Genomic DNA, 17,803 nt, shown 5'->3' with positions numbered 1-17,803 from the left:
CGGAACCATACTCAGCGACAGGCAGGTGCACTATCACGAAGGCGGCCAAACTGTTTAGGATAAGGCTAAGTTAACCCCGTCATTTCCTTTTTGTATGTTCCCGGAATATTTAAGACTCAGCCTGACACACTATTCAGGAGATTGATTACATAATTGGCCTCAACCCGACTCATCCCCCCGTAATTCGTACTTCGTAAATCGTACTTTATTCAACTTTCTTCCCAAATTCACTCGGATATCTCACCACATAAGCCATTACAAATCCCGGAATTGTCGCAATCACCACCCACACAAAGAATCCAGGATAACCCAACCACTGTTGCATGTATCCTGATAACATCCCCGGAAGCATCATTCCCATCGCCATAAATCCCGTCGCCAAGGCATAGTGGGCGGTTTTGAAAAGTCCTTCTGCAAGAAAAATCAGGAAAATCATAAATGCGGCAAAGCCAAATCCATAGCCCAATTGCTCAATGACCACCACGGTGGTTGCAAAGGCGATACTCTCCGGCTGGAGCCAAGCCAGAAACACGTAGCCGATATTCGGGGCATTAATCGCAAAGGCCATAGGCATCATCCACTTGCCCAAACCGTCACGGGAAATGGCGATTCCTCCCAAAATTCCTCCCGCTAATAATGCTACGACTCCAAGTGTGCCATAGATAAATCCCACCTCGGTCGTGCTCAGACCAAGACCTCCGTCTGTTCTTTCATCCAGAAAAAAGGGAGCGGCCATTTTGACCAATTGAGATTCCCCCAGTCGATACAAAAGCACGAAACCTAAAGACAGGCCAATGTTTTTCTTGGTGAAAAAAGTCGCGAACACCTTCCCAAAACTGGGCTGATCTGCTTTAGCAACCCGCTCTTCGATCACAGTTGGAGTGGTCAAATAGTTGACTCCGGTTAGTGCAAGCATCAATCCCGCAACTATGATCATGGTCCAGGACCAAGCGGAAGCCGGATTACCAAGGCTTGTCTCCAAATATCCTGCAATGATCACGATCAAGCCTTGCCCGGTAATCATTCCAACCCGGTAAAAGGTACTTCGCATTCCAACAAAAAAGCTTTGTTGGTCGGGTTTCAGGGCAAGTAGATATAGCCCGTCGGAGGCAATGTCATTGGTGGCTGAGGCAAAAGCTCCCATCCAGAAAAACGCCAGGGTGACTGTAAAAAACTGGTCCGTTCCCGTAGTTAATCCAACACCCAGAAAAACCAGGGAAAGAACAAGTTGCATGCTGAGGAACCATTTCTTTTTGTTTCCGAAAAGCTCCAAAATGGGACTCCAGATGGGTTTGATCACCCAGGGTAAATAGAGGAATGAAGTGTAAAGGCCGATGTCAGCGTTGGAAACCCCAAGCTTTTTGTACATAACCACCGAAACGGTGATGATGATTACGTAAGGGACGGATTCGGTAAGATAGAGTGAAGGAACCCAAAACCAGGGATTTTTGGAGGTGGTTTGGGTCATGATTTTCGGAGTAAATGTTGGTAAATGCTCGTTTCGGAGCCTTCGATGGATTTTGCTCCAACGGCTTTTTCATAAAACTCTGCCGGTCCGACTCCACCGACGATGGCATAGACATAGCCCATTTCACGGAGTGATTCGAGGGATTTGATCAGAAGGACTTTCCCGATGCCTTTTCCCCTCTCGGATTCTAAAGTTCCCGTGGGGCCAAAGAAATTCCGCGCCGTGCTTTCATAGCATGCAAAACCCAAAATTTGATTTCCTCTGTGGGCAATCCAGCATGAGACCGGTTGGCGGGAAAAAGCGACTTCAACTTCAGATTGCCAATAGGTTCCAAACTGCTCCATAACCCATTCGCTGACCAGGTGTTTTTCGGGAGCAATGGCTCGTCGAAACACGATTTTTTCCTTTTCCTGAAGCTTTTTTTCCAATTCGGAAACTTCTGGAAGTTCGATCAGGCGAACGAGCATGTCTTTCATGGGCGGGCGGTTTTTGGAGTTTGGAAGACCTGAGTTTGCACTATTCTTCCGTAATGGTCAATCCATCTGATGGCTAGGTACTCTGTATTTAAGCTGGGCACTTCCAGATTTCGAACTCTTGATCCACCCACCCAAGCAGTATGAATGATGGCATCATGGAGCAAATTCAGGTCGTTTCCACCCTGAACCATCGCATAGCGGATGGCCGGATCCAGTGGTTTTTCCAGACTGATCTGGGTTTTTTCCTGAGTTGTTTTTACATCAAGGACCACCGGAATCTCTATAATAGCCTCGGATTTTGGTTGAAAAGAAGGGGGAAGTGTAGGTTTATCGTAGACTTCTTTTTTTAGCAACTGGGCGATGTCCTGGTTTTTGGAATAGATTGATTTTGCTGAGAAAAGGGCATTCCCGTGGATTTGGGGCAAAGTCCTGGCATAATTGACCTGAGTGTTGAGTTCACTGGGATTTTTCCAAGCCACATCCGAATCCTCACGGATTTTGTAGGGACCATTTCCGATGTAAATGTTGGTGCCAAAGCTGTTGTTGGACCACCAATCTGCAAGCATCCGATGGGATGCCAGTCGATGCTCCATGCTCCAATAGAGTTGAGGGATCAGGTAATCAATCCAGTCGTTTTTCATCCAAAGGAGCACATCGGCAAAAAGATCATCGTAATTGGTTTGCCCAGCCTGAGTCGGTGATCCTTTCGGGTCTTTGTTTTGATTTCTCCAGACACCAAAAGGCGAAATTCCAAATTGCACCCAGGGTTTTTGGCTTTTGATTTCTTGATTCAAGGCAAAAATTAATTCGTTGACATTTTGCCTTCTCCAATCGTCACGGGTTTGTCCGGGTTTTTTGTATTTGTCAAAAGAGGCCTTGTCCGGAAATTCCAGCTTGGGTTCTCGATAGGGATAAAAGTAGTCGTCGAAATGGATTGCGTCCACATCATAGTTGACTACAACTTCCTTGATGATAGCCAGCAAATGGTTTTTCACCTCCGGAAGTCCCGGGTCATAATACCATTTGGAGCCATATTTCAGCATCCAATTCCGGTGCTTGTGAAAATCATGCTCTGGGCTGAGTTCATTCGTTTCGAGAGTCATGGTTGCCCGGTAGGGATTGAGCCAGGCGTGGAATTCCAGGCCTCGATCATGGGCTTCCTTGATCATCCAGGTCAGGGGATTTTCCTGAGTCGAAGGGGCTTTTCCCTGCTTTCCGGTCAGGTATTTGGACCATGGAGCCAAATTACTTGGGTAAAAAGAATCCCCTGCGGCCCGAATTTGAACGATTACTGAGTTGAAATTCAGGGATTTGTAGTAATCCAAAAGCCCGATAAATTCCCTTTTTTGCTTTTCCCAGGGATCAGTGGAAGAAATCGGCCAGTCAATATTGGCGACGGTAGCGATCCACACCCCACGAAACTCCCTCGGAATATCCGGCATTTGATAGGAAAGCGGCTTCAAGGCCACTGCCGGTTGAGGAATAGGTTTTACAGGTAGATTTTCGGATGTTTTTGGGGGTAGAGTTGAGCTTGGGGTGTTTTTTTTGGGAGATTGAGCGACAGGTTTTTTGGTTTTGCAGGCTGCAAAAATGAAAATAGAAATAAGAAAAAGGGAAATGTACTTCAGACTGGAATGCATGGGGTAATCAGAGCTTTGGGACTGGTTTAAGGTTGAGATCGGTCAGTTTTTTTCGGAGTTGATTCATGAATTTATCACCCGGATCGGATTTGACCGTCCGATAGTTGGGGTCGGTTTCTTTCCAAAGATCGGTGGTCTGAAAATTCTGGTATTCATGATGTCCGATCACATAGTCGATCGGAAACTTTCTTTTCAGGTGTCTGATCAATTGCTCATTTGCTTTGAGTTGGGCTTTGGTCAATGGCATCTCGTCGCTACCGATATTTTCGATCCCGATCGCCAAGTAATTCAAGCCAATAATGTGCCGTGCAAAAGTCGTGTCAGGCAAAAGTCTGAAAATTGTACCATCCCTGTCTATCAAAAATTGGCTGGAAACATTTAGGTTACTTGCTCCTGTCAAGTCTGCCCTTCCCCCCAAAGTCGGTGGATTGAAGACATCAAAAGTGACCTCGATGTTGCTGATGGCAGTCCAGTGAACGACGACCATTTGTGGTTCGATCGTGGCAGAGGGTTTTTCCAGACCATGGCGGTCTTTGAGGTATTGGAGAGAAAGTTGTTCACGTTCGTCGTTCCAGGTGATCGGTTTGTCGATGATGCGAAAAGTAGCTTTTGGGCTGCAGGAAACTGAAAAAAGTGTGGATAGGACAAGTCCAAATTGGAGGATTTTTCGGTGCATTTCTTCAGGATTTCGGTGAATTGCTTGAAGGAGCTAAACTAGGCAGAAATCGGGAGGAAAGGAATAAAGGGTGGTTTTTCCTGAGGTGATCCTATTAGAATGCCACCCCTTCGGGGTTTGGGTTAAACCATACTTTTTGGGTGTTTCAATAGTTTCATCCCTTCGGGATTTTATGAAAAACGGATTTTGGCGATGGGTGCAATATTAGTGTCCTATTTGGATTGCCTTGGAAATTTAGGATCCAACAATCAACCCGGAACGGGTGATATTATTGTAACAAAAAGGTAGGAAACAAACCATCAGAACCCCGAAGGGGTGATACTATAAATTTTCCCCATTTTCACTCGAATCAAAAAAATCGAATAAATATTTCTTGTCAAACTTAATTTCAAACTTTTCTAAAAACTCAATATACTCCTCATTAAAGCTCTTTTTTCGATGATGTTTTTCTTGATTTGCTATGTATTTGTATACATTATCTATTTGAGAATGTGAATATGAAAAAACGCCATAACCATCTTGCCAGTTAAATTTTCCTTTGACAAATTTTTGGTCATTGATGAAATTCGATGAGTTGTTTTTGATGTCTCGGATAAGGTCTGAAACGTTGTGGGAGGGATTTAATCCGACGAAAACATGGACATGGTCGGAAACACCATTTACAATTATGGACTTCTGACCCTTGTTGGTGATAATTCCGGATATGTATTTGAAAATATCTTCTCTCCAAGGCTTTAAAAGAAGATTTTCTCGTCTTTTTACTGCAAAGACATATTGAAGATAGATTTGATGAAAAGTACCTGCCATGATTAGATAATTAAAGTGTGATTTGGTTTTTTAAAAAATATTATGTCACCCTTTCAGGGTTTTGTTAAAATAATCTGAATTTAATTTTTCTACAATAGTTTCATCCCTTTGGGATTAAAAAAGAGGTAAGCATAAAATGATAAAAAGATTAAAGAATTGATCATTTACACAAGTTAAAACCCGGAACTGGTGAAATTACGCTAGAAAAAGATCTAATCGTGTCTTCAAAACCCTAAAGGGGTGCCATAATTTAATTCTTGGGAACAAAAAGCTCATTTTTCACATCCGGATTTCTGGGGATTTTCAAATCTTTTTATCTGAACTCATAATCAACGCCACTCACCTGAGTCAATAAAGTTGCCGGAGCATCCAGGGCTACAGCTGATTTTAGAGGTGCAGGGTTGACTGGGGAATTGGCTGCGAGATAATTTTTCATCGCCTGATGCAGGGTGAATGGCGTGTTTTCAGTTTCCTTGACTTCGGTAATCCTGCAAAGCATGTCATCCGGATCACCGTCCCGTTCGCAGGCACAGATTTTATATACTTTATCTGGACTAAGAGCCTGTCCATGAATCAAGATGGACTGAACGCGATTTTCATTTTCTCCAAAAGCGAGGAATTTCATTTCCATCCCTTTGAATTTGATCATCCAACCTCCAAATCTTTGGGATGCATCTTTTGCAAATACATTGTGGAGCTCCTTTTCCAACCATGTCTGGATCTGTTTTCCAGTCACTTTGCCGGTTCGGATCTGAGAATCCACCGGAAGCATGTCAAAAATAAATCCATTGGTAATCGGAATATTGCCAGTCTGATCAGGTGTGGATCTGGGAGGACAAAAGCGAAATCCATTGGAAAGCACAACGTCAACATCTGCCATTTGCCAGCTGACTGCATTCAGGATCAGGGTATCGATCGTATTTTCGATCACGAAATACCGATAAAGCGGAAGATTAGAATAACCTACCACTTTCTGGATATCCTCCAAGTAAGGTCCTTCATACCGGGCGATGATCTTTTTCATCTCCGGTGATTCGGGATATTTATTAGCATTTACTTCCAGGAGTTCGTAGTGATCAGATACCACTTTCCCGTTTTCGATATTCAATTCCAATTTTCCTACGAATGAGCCAAAAGCACCCGGCTCTACAACTTTGGCGAATTTGGCTTGGATGGGCTTTCTTACCCGTTCATGAGTATCTCCTCCAAGTATATAGTCCACTCCTTCACACTCCGGGAGATTTGCCAGATATATTTGCTGCGAAAGTCCAATGTGGGCGACAATGGCCACAAAGGCACACTTTTCCTGATTTTTCAATACATCTACATAGTGGGCTAAGTTTTCTTCGGGTTTGGTGTAAATGATTCCCTTACTGTAGTTGGGGGATTGTCTGAGGGGCACCAAGTGGTCAGTGTAGCCCAGAAACCCAATTTTGACTCCGTTCACTTTCCAAATATGATATGGAGGGAAAATCAATTCGCCTTTTTTCCCTTCGCCCAGATCGTGGTACATATTGGCGCAGACCTTGGGTGCGGTCAATGCTCCCAATAGTTGTTGCATGGATTTTTTGTAATAAACCACTTCCCAATTGCCCGGGAGATAGAGATCGTAATCCAAGGCATTTAGAATCGGAACCATCGCCTCTCCAGTGGTTTTGACTGAAAGCTCTGAACCCTGAAACATATCCCCGGTATCGATCAGGAAGCTGTGATCCATCTTTTTTCGTTCCTGATCCAGAAATGTTTTCAAATGAGCATATCCTCCGGTTTTGCGGAAAACAGATTGGCCATTTTCCCAAAACAACTCGTCATGAGCATGTATCTGACAGTGGACATCTGTGGTCTGAAGAATTGTAACCGTAAACGAGGACGGATTTTTCAAAGGGACTTTGGCGGAAGCTTCCGAAATTCCAGCCAAACCTGTGGTAAGCCCTAAGGCGCCCAGTTGGGAAAGAAATTTTCTTCTTGACGGTTTCATTTCAAGTAATTGGGCTTATGGGATTGATTTAATCGGAAACGTGAATTGGTAACATTCTCCCAAACTCAGTGGAAACTAAGACAATCCCGTCGGAAAAATTGTGATCGGAGTCACAAAAGCAAAAAAGGATCCCTGAGTAGGAATCCTTTTTTGCATGAGAACCGAATTAATTATCGCCCTTTTTCGGTGTCGGATGTGCCCCATCTTTGCAGCAGGGATCCAATTTTTCGTAGGCTTTCGGGTCCCTGGGTAGGCTGTCGGCATTGTACCCTACCATCGTTACTCTCTTCCTAAGCAAGTCAGGATTGGTTTTTCCGTCGATGTAAGCAATGTTCAGGACTTTGGTTTCCAGGTCCAGGTTGACTGACTTCACCCCTTTTTCGAAGGTTAGGTCTTTTTCCAGGTTTTCTTTACACATTTCGCAAATGGCCGAGGTCTTGATTCCAATAGTTTTGACATTGGATTGGGCATTTGCGGTGAATGCTATTGCCAAGACAATAAGTGATAAAATAAGCTTTTTCATATCTGTTGTTTAGTTATTTATTTTCATTCGAAAACCCGCATAGACCATCCGTCCAGCGATCGGCCCCCAGGTCATGGAAGCATCAAAGTTTTCTCCAAATGGATTTTCAGGGTCTACGATTGGGTTTTCTTGACGGAAATCGAGAATGTTTTCTCCACCAAGATAAATACTTCCCCATCGGAATCCTCTGGAAATCTGTGCATTGACTAGAAAAAAGTCAGGTGATTCTGTCGCCAGCATGAATTCTGAAGGACTGTCACTGGTGTCGGGAAGGCGCTGGGGACCATTCCAATTCACGGTCAGGTCTGCTTTCCACTTATCATAGCGCGTGGCATACGCCATGTTGAAGAAAAAGCGGTCCTGACTCTGGTAGGGTACCTGTTGGAGAATTCCGTTGGTTGTCATCAGGTTTTGGTAATTTTTGTAAGCAGCTTTTGCCTGGATCCGTTCCGAAAACGGATAGCTGGCTTCCAACTGAAAGCTTTTTGCAAACGATTCACCCTGCAAATTGTCAATGACCAAGAGGTCTGAACTGATATCCTGATCATAGACCAGCTGACTTTCAAAGCTGGTATAGAAATAGTCCGCTACCACAGCAAGCGGCTTTTCCTTGATCATCCAACTCCCCGCCAAGCTTAATCCCGAATTCCAGGAAACTTCAGGCTGGAGGTCAGCCTTATACTGAATGTCTCTTGAACTCACCCAAACCATGCTATTTTCCATCAGAGCATTTGGAGTCCGATAGCCTTTACCGACTGAGCCTCTTAATGTCAGGCTTGGTGCGAAAGCCCATCTTGCATGAATCCTCGGAGTAAAATACGTCCCAAACAGATTGTGAAAATCAGTCCTTGCTCCCGCAACCAAAGTGAAGTTATCGTTGGGGATGTAGTTGTATTCAAAGAATGCACCCGGTACTTTTTCCGTCCTCAGAATTGTTGAATCCAAACTTCCGGTTTGATTGGAATTGAATCGCTCATCGAAGTCATCCAAGAGAAAACTCAGCCCGGTTTTGTACTGATGAAAGCTGCTCCGGATGATATTTTGATAAATAAAATTCCCGTAAAGGGTCTTTTCCTCCCCTTCATAGATCCTTCTACCTGCGCCACCGCTGAAGTCCTGGTAAGACATGGAATACTGGAATCCCCAGCTTTGTGTTGGTTTGGAAGGATAAATCATTCCGATTTTCCCAAAGAGTTCGGCCTTGCGGGTATCCATTTCATACCCATACATCGGACTGGTGGTTAGCTCATCATTGAATCCAAATCCAAGTTGACCTCCTGCTGATTCTGAGCTGAAGACATTAAATCCAATCTGGGCCATAAGCTGATCGCCTTCGTATTTCCAACGGTTCAGGAAGTTGACCTGACGGGTTTTGGGCATATCCATGAAGCCGTCTCCGTTGTTATCCATTTCGAGAAATTGCTGACTTGCGTGAAACATGACTCCTGAGCTCCATTTTTCGGAAACAGGAATTTGTCTGTTGGCATTGAGTTCCAGTCGGCCAAAGGAATTGAGGTAAGAATTGAGGTACCATTGGTCCATGGTTTCCGGCTTGAAAAGCTCGACGTTGATCTGTCCGGTCATGGATTCGTAGCCATTGATTACTGATCCGGCGCCTTTTCCCACATCAATAGACTGGATCCAGGTGCCCGGAACAAAGGTCAGTCCCAGACGGGAATTTAATCCCCGGATATTGGGAATTCCCTCGCGGCTGATCAGGACATAGCGGCCGTCCAAGCCCATCATTTGGATCATTTTGGTGCCTGTCACGGCATCCGCGTAGGATACATCCACCGAGGCATTGGTTTCGAAGCTTTCAGAAAGATTGCAGCAGGCAGCTTTTTGAAGTTCGGCTTCGGTGATCAGGATATTCAGAAAAGGAGCTTCATCCACCAAGGATTCGGTTCTTCCTTTGATGGTGAAAGTTTGGAGTGATTCATCGGTTTCAAACAGGTTCACCACCATCTTTTCTCCGAAAACCGGAGGAAGGGTATCCGACACGTAGCCGATATAAGTAAAGATCAGCCGGTCGGAAGGCAGAATTTCCTGAAGCTCAAATGAGCCGTCGATTTGCGTTACCGCTCCGTTGGATTTTCCGACGACCTGAATGGTAGCACCGATCAAGGGCTCCTGAGCATTGTTTTTGACTTCCCCGGAGACTTTGCCCTGGGAAAATGATGAGACTGAACTAAGCAGTCCTAAGAATAGTAGAAATAGGAATTTCATTTAAATGACTTTAAAGTGAATAGAATTTCACAAAGCCCCGAAAGCGGGGAAAGCCATTATTAAATCAAAAAAGTCTGGTGTAGAACCTGTAAATCCGAAATCGGAATGTCAGGAAAATAGGGAGAAGGAGTCTGAAAATCTGTCTCAATTGCGTCAATTCCTACATAGGTGAGTACATATGAAAGCAAAAATTCAGGTGAAATTTGAGTCTTGATTTCAGATTTTTTGAAGAAATCATCTGCGTCAGCTTGTGCGATTTCATCCTCACAGCAATCCATCGGAACCTTTGAATCCGATCCGCAGCAATCTGCCGATTTTGGGTTTAAAGTGAGTTCGTTGCTCACCAATTTATCTCCACAGAAGTGGCTTGCCCAGGCCAAATTGATTTGACCGGCAAAAAAGATGAGCAACAATATGGAAGACAGAATTTTTTTCACTTCGCTACAAAGGTCTTCATTTTTGGTTAAAAAGAAAACCTACCCCATTTACGGACATGAATGGAGTAGGTTTAAAAAATCTGTTACCTGTTATTGGGCAGTTGCTGTAAACTTAATTACTTCGTTTTTGATCGGTTCAATGGTTTTGAGGTAGGCAAAAATTGCTTTCAAATCTTCCTCTTTCATACCGGAATACATGGTCCAAGGCATGATCGTATTAAATTCTCCTGGACCCACTTTAGGGTTTACATAACCCGAATCAGCATATTGCTTGAATCTGGCAACAAAGGTAGCTTCGTCCCAATGGCCTAAACCGGTGTCGGGACACTGAGTGATGTTAGAGGAAGTAACCATGGATCCGTCAGGAAAAGGAAAACTTCTTCCTCCGGAAAATGCCAATTCAGGAATAATCACGCCTTGTGGACTTACCTGGGTATGGCATTCAATACATCCGGAAGCATTGACCAAATAGGCACCATAGGCAACTTGATCTGTTGGATCAGGTTTTACGGTCATTTCTCCATTTTTTGGGATAGTCCTCAAAATCAAATTGACGGGAAAATCAGCTTTGGAATCGGGAATTTCAGATTCGACCGCCGGCAGTGAACGGATGTAGGCAATGATATCATAAATATCTTCCTGATCCATTTTGCCATAATAGGCATAGGGCATCAAAGGGAACATCGGCCTTCCGTCATTGGTCACCCCTGTAGTGATCAGGCGGAAAAGCTCCCCATCGGTGTAATCCGAAATCCCATGAGGAGTAATGTTTTTGGCATAAAAGACTCCGGGAAGTCCCATGGAATGATCGAATCTGTCGCCTCCAGCGCCCAATGTTCCTGGAGCAGGGGGACCGGAAAATTCGGAGAAATCCCTAGTGGAATGACAGTCCATGCAAACTGTGACGTGATTTGCCAAATAAGCTCCCCTTTCAATGCGGTCTGGGGTGTATTCGATGGTAAGTTCTGGTGCCGGATCCACTTTTGGGAATACAAGCTGGAGAATTGCGAGTCCGCAAACCAGCAAAAGAACAATTGCCCCTAATAAGTAGGCAGCCACTTTCAAAAGTTTTTTCATAGTGTTTTAAGGTTGGGTTTTTAAAAATTAAGAATATTCTAAGTTTCTGAAAACTAATGTGTTCTAAAAATTTCACTTTGATTCAAAAAATGAAATTTTTTCTTGTTTAGATGTTATTTTGTCCGTTCAACAGGGAGAACTTGAATAGAGACACAATTTGGCTTTTCATTGATGAACAATTAGTATTTTGCCTTGAAAACCAACCTTGCATGAAATCGAGCATAAAAATGACCTCATATTGAGGGATGATTATTTACCATTCGAGATTCCATGTGGCCAATAAAAAACCACGATAAACAAATGAAAAAGTATCTACTTCAACTTCTATTTGTACTTTCATTTTCACCCCTGTTCGCTCAGGATGAAGTGCTCAAAAAGCTGGATTCCAAAGCGGATTTTTATGGTGATATCGCCAGACAGATTTGGGCAAATCCTGAATTGGGATACCTTGAAACCAACAGCTCCGCACTTTTGCAAAAGACACTCGCAGATGCAGGATTCAAAGTGACAGCTGGAGTTGCAGAAATCCCAACCGCTTTTGTGGCAGAATATGGCTCCGGTAAGCCTGTGATCGGTATTATGGCGGAGTTTGACGCACTGCCCGGAGTCTCCCAAAAAGCTGTCGCTTTCCGTGATCCGGTGGTTGTGGATGGAGCCGGACACGCCTGTGGCCATCATCTTTTTGGCGCTGCTTCAGTAGCTGCCGGAATTTCTGTGATGGAGTGGATGAAAGAAAATGACATTAAAGGAACCTTGCGAGTCTATGGCACTCCTGCCGAAGAAGGTGGAGGAGGAAAAGTTTACATCGCGCGAGCTGGCTTGATCAAAGATGTTGATGTGATGATGCACTGGCATCCCGGTTCACAAAATGCCGCCGGAGCAACTTCTTCATTGGCCAATATTTCTACCAAATTCAGATTTTACGGAGAAGCAGCACATGCGGCGGCAGCACCTGAGCGTGGCAAATCCTCCCTGGATGCTGTTGAAGCGATGAACTTCATGGTCAATCTGATGCGGGAACACGTACCTCAGGAGACCAGAATGCACTATGTGATTACCCGCGGTGGTGAGGCTCCCAATGTGGTTCCGGCCTTTGCCGAATCCTATCATTATGTGCGCCATCCGGATGCCCTTGTTGTGAAACAGATTTTTGACCGAATGGTAAAAGCAGCGGAAGGTGCAGCGATGGGTACCCAAACACGCATGGAATACGAGGTGATCAATGGTGTCTATAACCTGATGCCAAATGAAACACTGGCCAGAATCATGCACAAAAACCTGGAGACAATTGGAGGAGTGACCTATAGTGCCGAAGAGAAGAAATTTGCTGAAGACATCATCAAAACTTACCCTGCAGGTGTCAAAGCAACACCTGAGGATGCCACCAAAATAGCCCCTTTTATTGTCAGTGAAGAGGGTGGAGGAGGATCCACCGATGTCGGCGACATCAGCTGGCTAGTTCCTACTGTAGGTCTGAGTACAGCCACTTGGGTTCCCGGTACCTCTGCTCACACTTGGCAGGCAGTAGCCTCTGGCGGAATGAGCATTGGGCAAAAAGGGATGATGGTCGCTGCCAAAACATTGACTTTGACTGCAATGGATATTTTCAAAGATCCGTCTGTGACCGGCAAGGCTCTGGAGGAATTGAACCGAAGAAGAGGTGATGATTTCGAATACAAGGCATTAGTAGGTGACCGCAAAGCACCCCTGGATTACCGAAAATAAAATCGATTTTGGCGCTGAAGCGAGTGGTATGAGAAAGATGTTCAGCCTGATTGGCGTTTTTTTGATTTGTTTATTTGGAAAAGTTTCAGCCTTTCAGACAACTGGATTGGCAGATGACCCTCCAAAAATCGGTTTGGTCCTGAGTGGCGGAGGAGCCAAGGGAATGGCACATGTAGGTGTGATTCGGGCTATGGAAAAGGCAGGAATTCGCCCCGATTTTGTCGTCGGAACAAGCATGGGATCTGTGGTTGGAGGATTGTATGCGATGGGGTATAGTGCGGATGAACTCGAGAAGATTATCCGTTCTATCGACTGGGACTTGATTATTTCCAACCGGGTAAGCTTTGAGACCGTTGCCTTTGAAGAAAAGGAATATTACAACCGGTACCTGCTTGAATTTCCGATCCGAAATGGAAAAATTTCCCTGCCGTCGGGATTGATCGAGGGACAGATGCTTTCTGAGGTTATTCAATACTACACTTGGCCGGCCAGGAAATACAGAAATTTTGATGAGTTTCCGATTCCTTTCCGCTGTATTGCCACGGACATCAGTACAGGTCAGCCACTGGTTTTTAAAGAGGGCAACCTGCACGATGCGCTCCGATCGAGTATTGCCATTCCGACTGCCTTTACTGCTTTTCAACTGGACAGTACCATGGTGGTGGATGGTGGTGTGGTCAATAATTTCCCGGTGGATGTAGTTCGGGAAATGGGTGCAGAGTATGTGATTGGAGTCAATGTGAGCGATGAGGATTTTATAAGTGCTGAAAAATTGGAAGGTTTTGCTGCTATCCTCATGCAGCTTTCCATGGCGGAGTCTCTTGGCAAAACTGCTGAAAATATCAAGCAGACGAATATTTACATCAAGCCGGATCTTGGCACTTACGGAACAGCCAGCTTTGATGACTTTGATGCAATTCTGAAAATCGGAGACGAAACTGGAAAGAAATTTTATTCTCAATTCAAACAGCTTGCGGATAGCTTGGGATTGGCCGACCATTCTCAGGGAATCGGTTTGGAAGCACTACCGATCAGATTCCAAACCATCAGAGTAATCGGTAATTCGATCTTTCCAACCCCATTAATTTTGTCCAAACTTGACCTCAAGGAAGGGGAAGAAGTGACAAGGGAGGAATTGCAGGATGGTATCAACCGGATTTTTGGAATGAATGGTTTTTACAAAGTGGATTACACGCTCATCGCCGAAAAGGATGGAGAATTTTCCCTTCAAATCCGGGTAAAGGAAAAATCACCCAGACTCCTAAATACCTCCATTCACTACGATAATCAGTTTTCGGCAGGTATCCTTTTGAATTACACTGCCAGGGATTTGATCGGTAAATCGTCCCGGACCTTGGTTATTGCCGACATTTCAGAAAATCCTAAGTTCCGGATTGACCATTACAAGTATGTCGGAGGGAGTAAAAAGTTCGCCTTCAACCTACGCCTGAATTACCTCAACCAGGGATTGCCTACTTATGAAAATGGAAAGGAGGAAAACATTACCCTAGTGAAAAGCTCCCGCGCAGAGGCACAGATAATATCCACTTCCTCCCTCAAGCAGGCTTTTTCTTTCGGAATGATTTTCGAAAACAACAATTCCAAATACCGCTTTAACTCTATTTTTCCCGAAGGCATCAAAAGTGCCTACCAAAGGTATTTAGGCCTAAAATTCCGCTATTACCGGAATTCTCAAAATAACCGAAACTACCCTACAAAAGGAGCTGAAGGCCTGATAGAAACGATTTTCAATGTGCAGGATTGGATCGGATTAAACGTGAATTCTGGAGTTGATACTTTATTTCTTGACTCGGAGGGAGAGATGATTCCTGTAGACGTTTCCACTGTTGAAAATCTGGTGGAGACTTTCGCTCCCGAACCTCATATTACCCTCTATGGTCGGTATTCCAAGTTTCTTCGGTTGAGTTCAAAATTCCAGTTGAGACCTGAAATAGCGGGAGGAGTGGTGCTTTCCACCGATGAAGGCACTAAGATTTTTCAGGACTTTTATGTCGGTGGCTACCAAAACATCCGATTTGGAGATACTAAATTCTGGGGTTTGAATTATGCGGAGGTATCTACTCCCAATTTTGTAAAGGCAGGTGCAGAACTTCAGTTTATCCCGATCAAAAAAATCTATATCCGAGGAGGAGCGAACATCCTTGGATTTAGCAAACAATATCCCTTGGACGAGGCGGAGTTTCCAGACAAAATCTTCAGAGATGAAACCTATTTTGGATATGGAGCCGACATTTCCTATAATTCGATTTTGGGTCCCATTTCCTTTGGTGTCACCAGCAATACCTCGGATAAAAAGTTGAGAACTTATTTCTCGATCGGACTTTCTTTCAACTATTCAGATCGATAAGCTGGATCAGGATAGAATTTCCGTTGGTGGAATTCTATCCTGTTTTACACTGCCTTTTTTCAAAAAAATCTAACTTGTCCATCTGTATTTACCCAAAATACCGAATACTATGGAAAGACGTAAATCCCTCAAAATCATCGGAGGATCTGTGGCAGGAATCGCCGGTTTGGTTTTTGCCGATTGGAAATGGCAAATCGTGGATCGATTCACTCATGCAGGCTTTTTCAGCTTTGATGAAGAGCAATTGATCTCTGCGATTGCCGACACGTTTATTCCGGTTGGCCTTCCGGCAAAAATACCCACACCCGATGCTCAACCCATTGGCGCACTCAGCACCGGAACTGACCAGTTTTTGATCAAGCTTTTTGAAAAGTGCTATGAAAAAGAAGATCAAGATATGATCAAAGCCCAGCTCAAAGTGCTCAAAAAGTCTGGTTTTGAAGATTTTTCTCAGGAGGAAAAAGAAAAAACACTGATGGCTTTGAAGGACTCTGAAAATGAGGATGAAAAGAAATTCTACGACCTGATGCGATCAAATACAATTATGGGATTTACGACAGTCAAAGAAGTCATGGCCGATTATCGTGGTTACCAAGTTGCACCCGGGTTTTACAACGGATGTGTGGAAGTACCAGCGGATCGAGCCTAAACCCAAAACACCATGCTACAAGATTCAAAAGATAAACGCACCTACGATGCAATCGTGATCGGTTCGGGAGCTTCCGGAGGCTGGGCAGCAAAAGAACTTTGCGAAAAAGGCCTAAAGACCCTCGTCCTTGAGCGAGGAAGGATGGTCAAACATATTGAGGATTATCCCACGGCCTCCAAAGCTCCCTGGGAATTTGAATTTCGGGGAAACGTGCCGATCGAGAAGCGCTCCGGAATCGGTGCTGCCAATTGGAAAAGGGAGGAAACGATGCATTGGGCCTTGGCCGAGGACGAGCAGCCTTACATTGAGGAAAAGCCCTTCCGCTGGTTTCGCGGATACCATGTCGGTGGAAAATCTCTCCTTTGGGCCAGAGGCACTCAGCGCTGGTCGGATTTTGATTTTGAGGGCCCCGCCAGAGATGGCTATGCCGTGGACTGGCCGATCCGATACAAGGATATGGAGCCTTGGTATAGCTATGTGGAGCAATTTGTAGGTTTTTGCGGCAATAGAGATGGACTGCCTGAGCTTCCGGATCAGATGGTGCAGCCAGGTTTCGAGCTTAGCTGCATCGAAAAGTTCTATTCAGATCAGTTGAAGGAACTCTATGGGGACCGGCATCTGATTCAAGGCCGGATGGCTCACCTTACTGATCCTCAGCAGGTTCACAGAGATCAAGGGAGAAGCAAGTGCCAAAACCAAAACATGTGCAACCGGGGCTGCATCTATGGGGGCTATTTCTCTGCCAATGCGTCGACTTTGCCTTGGGCTGAAAAAACCGGAAATCTGACCATCCGGCCTGATTCGGTGGTCGAATCCGTAATTTATGACGAGCAAAAAGGAAAGGCAATCGGAGTCAGAATCATCGATTCGCACACGAAGGAAGCCATTGAGTTTTATGCAAAAGTTATCTTTCTCAATGCTTCTACGATCAATTCCAATGCTATTTTGCTCAATTCCAAGTCATCCCGCTTCCCCAACGGGCTGGGAAATGACAACGAACGGATGGGTAAATTCATCACCTGCCATAACTACCGGGGTAGCGGAAATGCAACTTTCGAAGGCTTTTTGGACAAATTCAATGATGGACGAAATCCGGGTCATGCATATGTTCCCAGATTCCGGAATGTCTTTCGGCAGGAGACAGATTTTCTCCGAGGTTATGCCATCGGGATGTCGGGAGGCCGTCAATTGGATGGCAATGGCGAACTGATTGGAGACGCGCTTCGTGACAAGTTGCTCAACCCGAAATTCGGACTCTGGAGCATGGCTGCCTGGATGCAGGGTGAGATGGTTCCTGATGAGTCTAACCACATGCGGCTTTCCGCAGATGAAAAAGACAAATACGGTATTCCGAAGATCATCATGTCGGTCGAATGGAAAGACAATGACAACAAAATGACGGCTGATTTTGTGCAGCAGCAAAGCGAGATGTATGAGCGGATGGGCTTCAAAAATATTTCAGTCGTGGACAGAGGTTCCCCTCCGGGTTCGGATATCCACGAAATGGGCGGTGTACGCATGGGCAATGACCCAAAAACTTCCCTGCTCAACAAATACAACCAGCTGCATCACTGCAAGAATGTCTTTGTCACTGACGGAGCCTGCATGACCAGCGGAAGTACCCAAAATCCGACTCTGACCTTTATGACCTTGACAGCCCGGGCAGCCAATTATGCCGTGGAGGAGTTGAATAAATTGAATCTTTAATTTCGGTCAACGGTCCACGGACGACAGTCGACAGCTGCCTAATTCT

Annotated in this window: 14 protein-coding genes; 4 read left to right on the top strand and 10 right to left on the bottom strand. The window is 44.8% G+C overall.

The features are described 5' to 3' along the window. Positions 1–205: 205 nt before the first annotated feature. From B0E43_RS28625 to B0E43_RS28580, 10 genes are all read right to left on the bottom strand, one after another. Positions 206–1,468, bottom strand: coding sequence for an MFS transporter (locus B0E43_RS28625; protein ID WP_077348285.1), 1,263 nt, complete (start codon positions 1,466–1,468; stop codon positions 206–208). Further along, on the bottom strand, positions 1,465–1,944 hold the full coding sequence (locus tag B0E43_RS28620; protein ID WP_077348283.1) for a GNAT family N-acetyltransferase: 480 nt from the start codon (positions 1,942–1,944) through the stop codon (positions 1,465–1,467). The genes B0E43_RS28625 and B0E43_RS28620 overlap by 4 nt, the downstream gene beginning before the upstream one ends. Then, entirely contained in the window at positions 1,941–3,584 is a 1,644-nt protein-coding gene (locus B0E43_RS28615; RefSeq protein ID WP_168171913.1) for a glycoside hydrolase family 10 protein, read from the bottom strand. Before B0E43_RS28615 ends, B0E43_RS28620 begins: the two co-directional genes overlap by 4 nt. A 7-nt stretch (positions 3,585–3,591) precedes the next feature. Continuing rightward, positions 3,592–4,260, bottom strand: coding sequence for an N-acetylmuramoyl-L-alanine amidase (locus B0E43_RS28610; protein WP_077348281.1), 669 nt, complete (start codon positions 4,258–4,260; stop codon positions 3,592–3,594). Positions 4,261–4,581: 321 nt separating this feature from the next. Further along, positions 4,582–5,067, bottom strand: a complete 486-nt coding sequence (tnpA, locus tag B0E43_RS28605) for an IS200/IS605 family transposase (protein WP_077348279.1) — start codon at positions 5,065–5,067, stop codon at positions 4,582–4,584. A gap of 313 nt (positions 5,068–5,380) precedes the next feature. Continuing rightward, complete coding sequence (locus tag B0E43_RS28600; RefSeq protein ID WP_077348277.1) at positions 5,381–7,045, bottom strand: bifunctional UDP-sugar hydrolase/5'-nucleotidase; 1,665 nt, start codon at positions 7,043–7,045, stop codon at positions 5,381–5,383. A 166-nt stretch (positions 7,046–7,211) separates the two neighbouring features. Continuing rightward, positions 7,212–7,568, bottom strand: a complete 357-nt coding sequence (locus B0E43_RS28595) for a heavy-metal-associated domain-containing protein (protein ID WP_077348275.1) — start codon at positions 7,566–7,568, stop codon at positions 7,212–7,214. Between the two features lie 9 nt (positions 7,569–7,577). Next, positions 7,578–9,794, bottom strand: coding sequence for a TonB-dependent siderophore receptor (locus B0E43_RS28590; protein WP_077348273.1), 2,217 nt, complete (start codon positions 9,792–9,794; stop codon positions 7,578–7,580). Positions 9,795–9,853: 59 nt separating this feature from the next. Next, entirely contained in the window at positions 9,854–10,231 is a 378-nt protein-coding gene (locus B0E43_RS28585; RefSeq protein WP_077348271.1) for a hypothetical protein, read from the bottom strand. Between the two features lie 90 nt (positions 10,232–10,321). Then, a complete protein-coding gene (locus B0E43_RS28580; protein WP_077348269.1) occupies positions 10,322–11,308 on the bottom strand; it encodes a c-type cytochrome in 987 nt (328 codons plus the stop codon). Positions 11,309–11,608: 300 nt separating this feature from the next. Between B0E43_RS28580 and B0E43_RS28575 the strand changes: the two genes are divergently transcribed. From B0E43_RS28575 to B0E43_RS28560, 4 genes are all read left to right on the top strand, one after another. After that, positions 11,609–13,033: an amidohydrolase gene (locus B0E43_RS28575; RefSeq protein WP_077348309.1), complete on the top strand. Its 1,425-nt coding sequence runs from the start codon at positions 11,609–11,611 to the stop codon at positions 13,031–13,033. Further along, complete coding sequence (locus B0E43_RS28570; RefSeq protein WP_254423381.1) at positions 12,999–15,401, top strand: patatin-like phospholipase family protein; 2,403 nt, start codon at positions 12,999–13,001, stop codon at positions 15,399–15,401. The genes B0E43_RS28575 and B0E43_RS28570 overlap by 35 nt, the downstream gene beginning before the upstream one ends. 109 nt (positions 15,402–15,510) lie before the next feature. Then, complete coding sequence (locus B0E43_RS28565) at positions 15,511–16,050, top strand: gluconate 2-dehydrogenase subunit 3 family protein (protein WP_077348265.1); 540 nt, start codon at positions 15,511–15,513, stop codon at positions 16,048–16,050. 12 nt (positions 16,051–16,062) lie between these two features. Then, positions 16,063–17,757: a GMC oxidoreductase gene (locus B0E43_RS28560; RefSeq protein ID WP_077348263.1), complete on the top strand. Its 1,695-nt coding sequence runs from the start codon at positions 16,063–16,065 to the stop codon at positions 17,755–17,757. The last annotated feature ends 46 nt before the right edge of the window (positions 17,758–17,803 follow it).

The organism is Algoriphagus sp. A40, from assembly GCF_002002735.1.
GTDB lineage: Bacteria > Bacteroidota > Bacteroidia > Cytophagales > Cyclobacteriaceae > Algoriphagus.
The sequence above is the reverse complement of the archived record's forward strand: the minus strand, read 5'-3'. Positions and strand labels throughout refer to the sequence as shown.